This is a genomic window from Photobacterium sp. CCB-ST2H9 (assembly GCF_023151555.2).
Lineage (GTDB): Bacteria > Pseudomonadota > Gammaproteobacteria > Enterobacterales > Vibrionaceae > Photobacterium.
In genome coordinates this window covers 601,084-613,160 of the sequence record NZ_CP100426.1, presented here as the reverse complement: position 1 = coordinate 613,160, position 12,077 = coordinate 601,084, and the positions used below count along the sequence as shown (strand labels likewise).

Sequence of the window (12,077 nt, the reverse complement as noted above, 5' to 3'; positions counted from 1 at the left end):
GTAGCTTTTTTGTTTGGAGATTAATTTGTGTGGGGAAGATATCCGGTAAAACCACAAATTTTCCAGCCGGCATCTGTTTGTTTCAGATAATAAAGGGTTTGCCACAGCAGCTCATCGGCTTCTCCATCTGTACGTTGAATTTTGCCGTTAAATTGTTTACGCGCAATTGCCCGTCCATTTTCAATTTGAATTTCATTGAGTGTCGTTGCAGCATGGACGGCATCTTCCAGAGGTTCGTTATACATCGTTCCCTGAGCCACTTTTGCTTGTCGGAGCCATTCTTGCTGATACTCAGCCAGCGTAGAGAATGCAAAAGTCCACTTTGCAGGATTGTGTTCCCGGTTGGCATTGATGGCATAAAATTCATCTGCGACAAAGTCATCGGCAACCTGGAGCCAGTCGGCATCACAGTATGCTTTGATATCACGTGTGACCAGCATTTCCCAGATTGCAGCCCGATCGGCGTCAGTTGCAGAAAATGGGTTTGTTTTTTTCATGGTTTCTCTCCCTGTACCTTATTCACGATCATATAAGCGTAATGATCAATAAAGCTGAACAATATCAAACCGGATACAGATCCTGAAATGTCGTGTGATTGTTTGATGCAAAGATCTGATACAGATAAGATTTCAGGAGAATTCAGACAAAAACTGAAATGATCAGGGGAGGTGTGCTATACCGCTTCAAACTGATATTGAAGCGGCATGGCGAGTGTTTTGATCAGAAATACAGACGGACAACCGATTCAGCAACACAGCCAGGACGGCGGCAGCCTTCAATCTCGACTGAAATTTCCTGCACGATTTCCAGACCGCGTTTTATCGGTGAAACCGATTGAATTTTCGTGCGTGCACGAACACGACTGCCTGCTTTCACCGGGTACGGGAAGCGTACCTGATTCAGGCCGTAGTTCACGGTCATTTTTGCTGTCGGAAACTTCTGGTTTTCCGGATCAACGCTGTCTGTCAGTACAGAAAGCAATGACAAAGTTAAAAAGCCATGTGCGATTGTGGTTTTGAATGGCGATTCAACAGCTGCGCGCTCAGGGTCTGTATGAATCCACTGATGGTCTTCAGTGACTGCAGCAAACTGGTTGATTTTATCCTGGTCAACCGTCAGCCATTCTCCGACATGTGTTTCTTCACCCAGCGATGCATTGAGCTCTTCCATCAGCTTTGCTGCTTCAGGATGAATTTCAATGGTTGCAGTTTCTTGTACAGCATCGCCATTCAGTGCAATGCTTTCTGCTTTAGACCAACCGGATACATGGGCTTTGTTTAAAAACTCAATCCAGTAATCCCGGATTGAAGGCGACAACCAATCTTTCAATTCGAATGGGTGCTTGGCCAGAATTTCACTTTTTTGTTTGAGAAAGTCGACCACTTTCATACGTACCAACCTTTATCTTTTTTCTTAGTATGATTGAGGCGGCATATTGAATCTTGGCTGATCAGCGTCAGGATCAAAATGTGCCCTTGATCTCAAAATAACTCATCGGATGAGTCGTCATTATTATAAAACAAACTCATTTCGTCACTGTAAACTGTGCGTCAAATCATGATTTACCCATTTAATGTGATAAGTATCACATTTTATGTGAGGGTGGTATCTGCATGTGCACATGATTTGAACAAGGAACGCTCTGAATTGGATCATGCATCGAACATCATGGGCAATCGCGTGAGTATGTTAACTGATACGTTTGAGTATAGATTGTCGCAGGAAAAAGAAGTGAAAATTGTGAGGTCGATACCTGTTTCAAGCGGAATACGTTATACCTACTTTGAGTGCTCTTGTGAGTTACGGCGAGTCTGGTGGTGTTGTGTGTTGTCGAACCTGGTTGTGGTGCTTTCTCTGTCTGTTTGGTGCTCAAAGCGTCATCGCTGCTCCCGGTGATGATATTGTATTTGCCCTTGATAAATACGTCAGTCAGGCTGTGAAAACGTCGATCCCCGGCGCTGCTCTGGCTGTGATTGTGAATGGGCAAATTCGTTTACTTCGTGGTTACGGTGTCACAAAGGTAGGCGGGAATCAGAAGATTGATTCTGCGACCGTCTTCCCCCTGGCTTCGATTTCAAAGACCTTTGCCTCTGCAGCAACAGCAATACTGGTTGATAAAGGCTTGATCGAGTGGGACACCCATGTCGTTCCTTATCTGGATAATATTGAGTTTAGTGACCCGGCGCTTGGGAAAACAGTGACCTTGCGAAATGTGTTGTCGCATACAACAGGACTGGTCCCTCAAGCTTACTCGGATCTGCTTGAGCATGATGTCAGCTACAAACGCATTTTATCCGTTTTAGACCGCGTGAAGTTTGTCTGTGACCCGGGTGACTGTTACAGCTATCAGAATATTGTTTATAACCTGAGTGCCGATATGATCTCTCTGGCGTCTGGGATGGATTACACCCAGTTCGTTACAGAACAGATATTTATTCCTCTGCACATGCAGCATGCAAGTTTTGGGTTAAAAGCTTTTCTGAGCACAGAAAACAGAGTTGAGCCGCATGTCCGTGTGAAATCCGGTTACGCTGCGGTGAAGCCTGCACCTTATTATTATCATGTTCCAGCGGCGGCTGGCGTCAATGCAAGCGCGCAAGACTTAGCGCAGTGGATGCTGGCTCAATTAGGGCAATATCCGGAGGTGTTGAGTGAAGATAATCTGGTTCTGCTGCATCAGCCCGCGATCCGGGCGAACCAGTACCGGTATCGAGCCAAGCTGAGTAAAGTCTATTATGGGCTGGGCTGGCGCACTTTCGATTATCAGGGGATCCCGGGTTTTGTTCATCATGGCGGATGGGTCAAAGGGATCCGGACAGAAATGCTGTTTAACCCGGCAACTCAGACTGGAATGGTATTTCTGACCAACAGTGAAACGGATATCGCCAGAGAAGCGGTACTGGAATTTTTGAAGCTCTATCAACGTTTTATTGAGCCGTTTGAGCCAGATTCTGAAGTTGCAACTGTTGAATAAAGTTTTTCGCACAGACACTTGAAATTTGTGTGATCAGGCGTACACTTCGCTTGAAATTTGCCTTTTATATGAACGACAAAGGAGTTAATCATGGCAAAGAAACACGCTGAACAAGCGAAAGAAAGAGTGAACGAGCAGACGGTTTTTGAAACTGAACACGGTCGGGGAGTGATTCAGGATAATGCTCTGAAAGCGGTGGTCACGAGCAAAGTCTTCCGAAGCCGGGTTGAAAAAGCCAAAAAAGGTAAAGGCAGTTTTCAACGGAAAGCAAAACACGGCGGACGAGAGTCCTGGCCAATCGCCGCTTAACTCAGTTGTGATTGTCCAGGACTCTTTTTTTTCGTGGGTGCTTTTTTCTGACCCAGTAGTCAGAAAATAATTGTCGGGTATAGTCATCTCATTTACTATGCCTGTGTGATTGAATTGAAAGGAGCCTGATGATGCGTCTTCGCTGGTGGAAGTGCCTTCCGTTTGTATTTTTACTGTCCTTGCAGCCTGTAAGCGCAAAAGAAAAAGTACTGGTATTTGCTGCGTCTTCTCTGACAAATGCTTTAACAGAGCTGGCCGATCGTTTTGAGAAAAAGACCGGTGATGATGTGATCTTGTCTTTCGCCTCTTCCTCAGCGTTAGCCCGGCAACTGGCTCAGGGCGCCCCTGCAGATCTGTATATTTCTGCAAATACAAAGTGGATGGATTATGTCATTGCGCAAAAAGCGGCGAATGCTGATTCGCGCAAAGATTTACTGCACAATCAATTGGTTTTGATCACGCATATTTCTTCACCGGAAAACTCAATTGAACTGAATGCTCAGTGGGATATTGCCGCTTCGTTGCAAGGGAGCCGGCTGGCAGTGGGTGATCCGGCTCATGTCCCCGCAGGTTTGTATGCGAAACAGGCGCTGGAGGGCTTAGGGCTCTGGCAGCAGGCTGAACCACGTCTGGCCCGGGCGAATAACGTCAGGGCTGCATTATTGCTGGTTGAGCGACAGGAAGCAGAGCTGGGGATCGTCTATCAATCCGATGCTTCCATTGCAGAAAACGTCAAAGTGCTGGCCCGCTTTCCTGCCGAAACGCACCAGCCGATCACTTATCCAATGGTGCTGACGAAGAAAGTCCCTTCAGCAGCGGCAAAGGCATTTTATGCTTATATGGAATCTGCAGAAGCTGCAACCATATTCAGGAAGTTTGGTTTTTCGACCAACGGGTGATCGAACAGAAAACAGCGAACAAACGTTAAGATGGAAGCATTTTTACTGACAGACTATGAATTAACGGCTTTGCAACTGAGTCTGAAAGTCGCATTCACGGCAGTGCTGGCGAGCTTGCCTGTTGGTATCGCCTGTGCCTGTGCGTTAGCCCGGGGAAGATTTTTGGGAAAATCATTACTGGACGGTCTTGTTCACCTGCCTTTAGTGTTGCCGCCTGTTGTGGTGGGTTATTTACTGCTGGTGGTGATGGGACGACAGGGCGTTGTCGGCGCTTATTTATATGACTGGTTTAGTATTTCGTTTGGTTTTAGCTGGCGAGGTGCCGTTCTGGCCGTTTCTGTTGTCGCTTTCCCATTACTGGTTCGTTCTATCAGGTTGGCGCTGGAAAGTGTTGATCCCAAACTTGAGCAGGCTGCCCGCACGCTGGGAGCCGGTCCTGCGAAAGTATTCCTGACCATCACTTTACCTTTAATGTTGCCGGGGATTCTTACCGGTACAGTGCTCGCATTTGCCCGGGCGCTTGGTGAATTTGGTGCAACCATTACTTTTGTATCGAATATTCCCGGAGAAACTCAGACTCTTCCTCTGGCTATGTTTTCCTTCATTGAAACACCAGGTGCAGAAACGCAGGCCGGGCGTTTGTGTGTGATCGCAATTGTAATTGCATTGCTGTCACTGGTGGTTTCCGAGTGGCTTGCCCGGATTGCAAGACGTCGGCTGGGGGCTTAATGCTTGAACTGAACTTTGAAAAGCAGCTAGGGCAACTCAGACTGGATGTTGATGTGAGATTGCCGGAAACGGGCATCACGGCGTTGTTTGGCCGCTCAGGAGCAGGGAAAACCTCTTTTATCAATATCGTGAGTGGATTAACGCCGCCAGATCACGGGACACTCAAGCTGGGAAGCCGAGTGCTGTGTGATACCCGGCAAGGCATCCATTTACCACCTGAACATCGTAACATTGGCTATGTTTTTCAGGATGCGCGTCTGTTTCCCCATTATCGGGTCCGAGGTAACCTGCGCTATGGCTGCCAGGGAAGATCCAACGATGCATTGTTTGATGAAGTCATTCATCTGCTTGATATTGCTCATCTGCTGAATCGTTTTCCGTCTGCTTTATCCGGCGGAGAGAAACAACGGGTTGCCATTGGCAGGGCACTGCTCAGTCAGCCGGATATGCTGTTGATGGATGAACCTTTAGCTTCACTGGATTTACCCCGTAAACAGGAATTGATGCCTTACCTCGAATCACTGGCAAAGAGTGTCAAAATTCCGGTTTTATATGTGTCACATAGTCTGGATGAGATTTTGCGTCTTGCTGACCATATGGTCGTGCTGGAGCAGGGAAAGGTGATTGCTGCCGGGGAACTGACTGATGTCTGGGGATCCTCTGTGATGCGACCCTGGTTGAGTCCAAAAGAACAGAGTGCTGTTTTGCAGCTCAAAGTGACTCAGCATCATGCCATCTATCCATTGAGTCAGCTTGAAATTGCCGCGGGTGTACCGCTATGGGTCAGTCGGGTGCGCAGACCTGAAGGTGAGTTTATTCGGGTTCGGATCCATGCGAATGATGTGTCAGTCACGCGAATTAAACCTGAGCAAACCAGTATCCGTAATGTACTTCCCGCGATTGTCGAAGGTATCGAACAACATCAGTATCATGTTGATATTGTGGTACTTCACCTATTAATTGGCCATTCAAGGCTGACCGCAAATATCACCCCTTGGGCATTGGATGAACTGAAGTTATCAGTCGGAGAGTCCCTCTATGCGCAGATTAAAGGCGTCAGTTTAAGTCAGCAGGACATGGCCTGATCTGAGATCTCTTTGGTGTTCTAACGATACCCGCAGAAGATTTTTGACAGCACAACTGCAGCGAGCGGGTAAGATTAAATCAAATTGATTAAAAATTAACCAGCCTGTATCAGGTTGATTTTTGAACAATCTTTATTCAAGTTATCTCCTTTGTTATCAGCGATTAAAAGCAATTTCACGCCAGAAAAATGGCAGATCTTTGTGTCAAATGATTGTCAGAAAGTGCATTTTTTAATCATCAACTATTGCTAGTCGATGTTCGCAGTCAGTATATTCCTCTCCCGTTGTTGGCTGATTTGATTGTTGCAACTGTAAAGGTTGCCCGTTGCAGAGACATATTCCGATTGAGCTTGTTACATGCCTCTGTCTTAAAAATCAGGATCTTATTATTACGAAGTGGAAGTACCTTATGCGAATTCTTACAGTTTTGATTCTTTCGATGGTGACTCTGGTTGGCTGTGGCGGTTCAGGCAGTGGTTCTGGAAGCAGTGCATCATCGCCTTCTGGTAACACAGTGACAAATGGTGGTTCTTCTGAAAGACCAAGCACCGGCGAAGGGAATCAAACCACTGGCGGTTCAACTAACACAGGTTCTACCGGCGGCAGTTCAAACGGTGGTACAGGCACAAGTGGTTCAGATCAAACCGGTTCAGGCAGCTCAGATCAATCCATGGCTGATGAAATGCTGGCAGCTGTTAACGCAGCACGTGCACAGGCTCGTGACTGTGGAGGAACATGGATGGCTGCAGCAGGACCACTGACATGGGATTATTCTCTGGAGCAGGCAGCGTTTGTTCATTCCAGCAATATGGCGAATTATGATTTCTTCAGTCACACGGGTCTGGATGGTTCAACGCCAAGCAGCCGTGTTACCGCACAGGGTTATGACTGGAGAACTGTCGGCGAAAATATCGCAGCCGGACAAAAGAGTGTTTCTTCTGTGATGCAAGGCTGGCTGGATAGCCCGGGCCACTGTAAAAACATCATGAACGGCAGCTTCACTCAGATGGGCGCAGCTTCAGTTACAAACTCTGGCAGTACGTATGGTATCTACTGGACCCAGGTGTTTGCTGCACCGAAATAATCATTTTTGAATAAAATGAACACCTGATTTTGCATCAAAGTCTGCAAAGTCAGGTGTTTTTCGTTGTGCGGTCAGCTTTTATTTATGCCATTGCTGATAAGCATCGATACAGTGAATATCAGACAGTTTCTGCTTGAATTCATTGTCCATACCTTTCAGGCTGTAATTTTTCAGCTCAACGTTGTATTTGGCGGTGACCAGATCATAGTTCCGTGAGTGGATGATCGTGCCTGCACATTGTCTTTTATACGTATCCCAGTCGCTGTAATACTTCACATAGAGTGTTTGAGTCCACGCCCCGCCAGATCCGCTTTCATCTCCGGTTATCTTAGAATTGAGAATGTTTGCTGCGTAAAATTCCCAACTGCCATCATCAAATATTGTAAATTGGGCCGGATTGTCATATTTGAGCCCTTCACGGAAATAGGCGATGTTGGTGAACTGAAAAACTGTACTTCTTCCGCTCGGCGCTTTGTCTGTCCGTGCGGGCTGATAAACGTTTCTGGTTTGCTCAATCGGAGATACAGCCGGGGTTGTGTTGGTTTCTTCATTCGTGTCGCTGGAGCTGCAGGACTGAAGCATCAGGCATAAACCCGCGAACAGGGCGATTGGAAAACAGGGATGGTTAGTCATGGAATGTCTCCCAGGGGTTGGTAAGCATTGGTGGATCATTGACACGCTGAATCTTAACTCTGAGATTACTGACAAAGTTCATCTTCCGGCGTATCAAGCGTGAGACGAAGGAGATGAGTCATTTGGGTCTGGCCTTTGGGGTAAAGCGGTAACCGATCGTTTTTTGGTGCTGTCAGCGGATGCTCTGCCAGAAATTCAGCGTTTGCCGGCAGACCCATTCAGGATCATCAAGCGGGAGATCATGCCCGGCACTGGGATGAAGTTGCAGAGGGCATTGCCAGTGTTCAGCCAGTTTTTGGCTACAGGAAACATCGACTAACTCGTCATGCTGAGAGGCCAGCAAGAGTATCGGATGTGCAGGAATGTCCTGATAACGAAAGGTTGCTGCGGCGTTGAGCTGTCTGAAAAGATTCTTTTTATCCATCGGGCATTCTTTGCGCCATTTTGTCCACATTTTCAGAACATCCTGATCATCCGGGTACATATTGGATGTCATCTTGAGGATGATTGCTTCCTGTTCATCCGGCGGACTGAGCAGCAGCCTGATCAGCTTCGGATACTGTTGCCAGCGCAGTCGTCTGAAAAAAGGCGATTGTTTCCCATTACTGGTATTGAGCAGAACCAGTGATGTGACTTCTTCCGGATAAAGCTTTGCCCACTCGACGGCGATCATTCCTCCCATTGATATAGCTAGCAGATCATAGCGACAGGCTTCGGATGGATTCTGAGTTGTGAGTTGCCTGGCGTGCAGAAAGTGTAATTGCTGATGTAAATCATCCACCATTGCACTGACTGTCGAGGGAGATGTTTCGAGAAAACGCTGGCCGTTTCCAGCCAGATCCATCGTGATCACCGAACGATCCGGAAGCTGCATTTTTAACAGACGGGTAAATTCTCCCCAGTGGCGCTGTTCCCGCAGTAGCCCACGAAGCAAAATGACCGGACGTTGGCATGGTGTCATGATGAAGAATCCTTGTACCAGAGGCTGTGTGCTGCTTGCCAGTCATCACCTTGTGGCTGATGACGGAACCAATTGGTATAAGCTTCGGTCGCATTGATTAAAAAGTCGAATAAAACAAGATGCTTGCGTAAAGTGCGCTCGACTCTGTGTTTTTTCAGGGGATGGAATAATCCAAGCGGATGCCAGAGCTGCAGAGGATTTTTTCTGACCCATAACCAGGATCCCATCTCCAGTGTCAGTGGCAGCAAAGTTTGTCCCTGCGCCGTAATTTCATCATAAAGATAGTCCCAGAGATCGCCATGGCAGGTGTAATGCTTAGTCTGAGGTTCGAACACATAGTTCTGATGCGGGTATGCCTGAAAGAACATCTTGCGCAGATGGTAAATACTGCCCAGATGAGGCACAGGCTGGCGTTTGCTTTTGGCATACGGAAACCAGATACGGTCTTTCACACCAAACCCTGAATGACAATCCAGCGCGATGGTCAAAGGACTGCGTGTACATTGTTTTAAAACACGGTCGACCAGGAGCTGCGCTTCCGGCTCCATCGGGGCATCAGCCTCACCACGATACCAGGGCAGTCGCTGGCTGATACGATGTCCGCCAACCAGCCAGGCGGTTTTCTCCTGGCTGTCTACCGGCGCATTACGCATTAAGTCGACATGCTGGGCATTTGACCGCCATTGCATGGCCATGCCGACAGGATTGAGCAACGGTATCGCGACAATTTGCATCGCCTCCAGCGTACGATGCAAACTGACGTCCCAATTCAGGCGCTCACATAAACTGGAAAGAAAAGACAGTAACACCTGAGTGCCGATACGCTCGAGCCCGTGAACGCCACCCACCAGAAACAGGCAGGGCAGATTTGGATCAGGGTTTCCGAATCTGCATTCATAGACAGGGAAAGTCGTATTTTCGAAAGGGATCCTGAGCAGCTCACTGGCCTGCATATGATAGAGACTGTTGCCCTGATGGTTGTGGATGAGAGATTCTAGTTGCTTCAGCTCAGGTAAACGCTCAGTCATATCCACACCCACTCCTGCTTTTATTGCTGCCATTAGTTATCAGCATGGCTCATCATCCGGAGAAAAGCTGACAATCTGATGGCAAAGGTGTAAATGCTGGGCTTGAGTGTGCGATGGTCCTGCGTCAGGCCTTTGATGTGCCTAGTGCCCAGCGAAAGGCCTGAGAAAAGATGTGCTTACCATTCGCGGGAATGACTTCTCCGTGAGCAAATAAGATTCGCTCGAAGGGCCAGGTGAGAATTTCCTGAAGGGATTGTCTCAGGCGCGTTTTGTTCTGAAAGCTGTGTCGCCAGTAGAGCGGCATGGCAGGTTTGAAATAACAGCCATTGGCGATCGCCAGAGCAATAGTGGCGGGATGATGGCTGTTGTGGAGCCAGGACAGTGTATCTCCCAGGATCAGCGTCTGCGAGACCGGATCACAAAAGACAACCTCCTCAACTTTATCGCTTCCCCGCATGACGGTTTGCAATAACTGTCCGCGCCATTGTTCTGGGGAATGGGAACCCAAAGCATCATCAAAGACAAGATCAGTGCGTTTCAGTTCGAGTCCCGGAGCTGCATAGAAAGTTGCCTGAGCATAAGCCAGCCACCATTCGGAAAGGAAAAGGTGGTGGTTCAGGTTTGGCGTGACAATGGCCTGAACACGGCCAAGTTTTGACAGTTCAATCTGAATTTTTGTCGTGAGCTGGATGGGGGAATGGATCAGCAGATTGTTATTTTCAAGGCGAATGACCGTCATCCGGCAGCCAACAGGCACACCAAAACGTTTCAATGGCATATCCATATACCAGATTCGGTCCTTACTCCATTCAATCATTGCTTTATTCCTTAAAGCGACCCCTCATTTCCGGCGGAGTGTATCAGAGATTGCAGCCCTCAGGTATACAGGTCTCATGAAAAATTCATCTATTTATTATAGTGGGTTATCAGTTGTGTGTGGTCATCCATCGCTGTGAGAGTGCAGTGGTTTCCGTCAGAAAAGAATCAATGAATTCTTGGTGTCATTCATGTGACAATGATTCACAGTTAAATGTAATTTTGTATTTTTTCATCAGAGTTAACATATTCAGATGAATAAAGAAAAAATAAAGAAACTAAGCTTTTTATCTATTCACCCTGTAAGTAAAATGTCCCCCAATATATTTGTCGCTTTTATCAGTAACGGCTCTCTGCTGTTATTCAGTCTCTTATCATAAATTAAAATGAGTCGACTGAAATTGCATTAGACTTGAGTTGTGGTCATTGTGACGTTTCGTCATAAAAAGGAGAACAGGATGAGAGGACTACGTGCCGTGTCCAGGTGGCTGGCCGCAAGACCTTATATTTATGCCATTGTCATTACGCTGGCGATTATTGGCTGGATGCTTTCCGGGCAGGGCGCAGGTGAAAGCCAGTCTGTGCAGAATGACGGACCCGAGAAGCAAGCTTCGCAGGCACCTGTTCCTAAAGTTCGTATCACGACATTTGAGGCTGAACCAGTGTTTCGCAGCCTGACCCTTTATGGCAAAACTGAACCGAATCGTCAGGCCACTGTAAAAGCTGAAGTGGACGGACGAATCATTGAAGTGGTTGCGCAGCGCGGAAGTTATGTGGAAGCAGGTCAGGTTATTGCCAATCTGGCGAAAGATGACAGACCCGATCAGCTGAGACGGGCCAAAGCACTGCTGAAGCAGCGTCAGATAGAATTTGACGGGGCGAAACAACTTAACTCAAAGGGGTTTCAGGGCCGGGCAAGACTGGCTGAAGCTGAAGCTGCACTGGTTGATGCTCAGACAAATGTTGCGTCATTAACGCTGATGCTGGAAAAAACAACCATTCGCGCACCGCTCAGCGGCATCCTCAATGACCGGATGGTTGAAGTGGGTGACTACGTTCAGCCCGGTGATCCGGTGGGTATGATTGCGGATATAGACCCGCTGATCGTTCGCGCCGATGTCACAGAAAGTGATATCCAGCATATTCGCCTGAATCAGGAAGCGGAAGCCCGTTTGATTGGGAATGAACAGGCATCAGGCAAGGTCCGGTATATTTCGAAAGTCGCGAATGAAGAAACGAATACTTTCCGGATCGAAGTGTCTCTTGCCAATCCCGATCTTCACTTGCTGGCCGGGACCAGTGCTGAATTACAGGTTCCGCTGGAACAAACGGAAGCCATCAAAGTAACGCCAGCGGTATTGGCACTGGATGAAGTCGGTAACCTTGGAGTCAAAACAGTGGTTCAGGATCACGTTGTCTTTACGCCGGTTAAAGTTGTGAAAAGCGATGGTGATGGCACCTGGTTAGGTGGGTTCTCCGGTAAAGTGGATGTGATTACGGTAGGACAGGGTTTTGTCCGCGCGGGTGATCAAGTAGAAGCAATTAAAATGGAGAACTGA

Annotated in this window: 13 protein-coding genes; 7 read left to right on the top strand and 6 right to left on the bottom strand. The window is 47.6% G+C overall.

The window, feature by feature from the left end; genetic code table 11:
* Window positions 1-20: 20 nt before the first annotated feature.
* The gene (locus L4174_RS19370; protein WP_248142233.1) at window positions 21-497 is read right to left on the bottom strand and encodes a hypothetical protein; all 477 of its coding nucleotides are present in this window, start codon (window positions 495-497) and stop codon (window positions 21-23) included.
* Window positions 498-720: 223 nt separating this feature from the next.
* A complete protein-coding gene (locus tag L4174_RS19365; RefSeq protein ID WP_248142234.1) occupies window positions 721-1,389 on the bottom strand; it encodes a MaoC family dehydratase in 669 nt (222 codons plus the stop codon).
* Between the two features lie 433 nt (window positions 1,390-1,822).
* Here L4174_RS19365 and L4174_RS19360 point away from each other — a divergent pair, with 433 nt between their 5' ends.
* From L4174_RS19360 to L4174_RS19335, 6 genes are all read left to right on the top strand, one after another.
* Window positions 1,823-2,974 carry a serine hydrolase gene (locus tag L4174_RS19360; protein ID WP_254589147.1) on the top strand — a complete coding sequence of 384 codons (1,152 nt, stop codon included), beginning with the start codon at window positions 1,823-1,825 and terminating at the stop codon, window positions 2,972-2,974.
* Window positions 2,975-3,064: 90 nt separating this feature from the next.
* Window positions 3,065-3,283: an alternative ribosome-rescue factor A gene (locus L4174_RS19355; protein WP_248142236.1), complete on the top strand. Its 219-nt coding sequence runs from the start codon at window positions 3,065-3,067 to the stop codon at window positions 3,281-3,283.
* Window positions 3,284-3,411: 128 nt separating this feature from the next.
* Complete coding sequence (modA, locus tag L4174_RS19350; RefSeq protein ID WP_248142237.1) at window positions 3,412-4,182, top strand: molybdate ABC transporter substrate-binding protein; 771 nt, start codon at window positions 3,412-3,414, stop codon at window positions 4,180-4,182.
* Window positions 4,183-4,212: 30 nt separating this feature from the next.
* Complete coding sequence (gene modB, locus L4174_RS19345; RefSeq protein ID WP_248142238.1) at window positions 4,213-4,911, top strand: molybdate ABC transporter permease subunit; 699 nt, start codon at window positions 4,213-4,215, stop codon at window positions 4,909-4,911.
* Entirely contained in the window at window positions 4,911-5,996 is a 1,086-nt protein-coding gene (modC, locus tag L4174_RS19340) for a molybdenum ABC transporter ATP-binding protein ModC (protein ID WP_248142239.1), read from the top strand. The genes modB and modC overlap by 1 nt, the downstream gene beginning before the upstream one ends.
* A gap of 409 nt (window positions 5,997-6,405) precedes the next feature.
* Entirely contained in the window at window positions 6,406-7,080 is a 675-nt protein-coding gene (locus L4174_RS19335; RefSeq protein ID WP_248142240.1) for a CAP domain-containing protein, read from the top strand.
* Window positions 7,081-7,158: 78 nt separating this feature from the next.
* Here L4174_RS19335 and L4174_RS19330 read toward each other — a convergent pair whose 3' ends face one another.
* The 4 genes from L4174_RS19330 to L4174_RS19315 all read right to left on the bottom strand — a co-directional run bounded on the left by L4174_RS19330 (window position 7,159) and on the right by L4174_RS19315 (window position 10,519).
* Complete coding sequence (locus tag L4174_RS19330) at window positions 7,159-7,713, bottom strand: hypothetical protein (protein WP_248142241.1); 555 nt, start codon at window positions 7,711-7,713, stop codon at window positions 7,159-7,161.
* Between the two features lie 172 nt (window positions 7,714-7,885).
* Window positions 7,886-8,674 carry an alpha/beta fold hydrolase gene (locus L4174_RS19325; RefSeq protein WP_248142242.1) on the bottom strand — a complete coding sequence of 263 codons (789 nt, stop codon included), beginning with the start codon at window positions 8,672-8,674 and terminating at the stop codon, window positions 7,886-7,888.
* Window positions 8,671-9,702 carry a M14 family zinc carboxypeptidase gene (locus tag L4174_RS19320; protein ID WP_248143317.1) on the bottom strand — a complete coding sequence of 344 codons (1,032 nt, stop codon included), beginning with the start codon at window positions 9,700-9,702 and terminating at the stop codon, window positions 8,671-8,673. Before L4174_RS19320 ends, L4174_RS19325 begins: the two co-directional genes overlap by 4 nt.
* Window positions 9,703-9,826: 124 nt before the next feature.
* Complete coding sequence (locus L4174_RS19315; RefSeq protein WP_248142243.1) at window positions 9,827-10,519, bottom strand: DUF4336 domain-containing protein; 693 nt, start codon at window positions 10,517-10,519, stop codon at window positions 9,827-9,829.
* A 457-nt stretch (window positions 10,520-10,976) separates the two neighbouring features.
* On the opposite strand from L4174_RS19315, the gene L4174_RS19310 reads away from it, so the two are divergent.
* On the top strand, window positions 10,977-12,077 hold the full coding sequence (locus L4174_RS19310) for an efflux RND transporter periplasmic adaptor subunit (protein ID WP_248142244.1): 1,101 nt from the start codon (window positions 10,977-10,979) through the stop codon (window positions 12,075-12,077).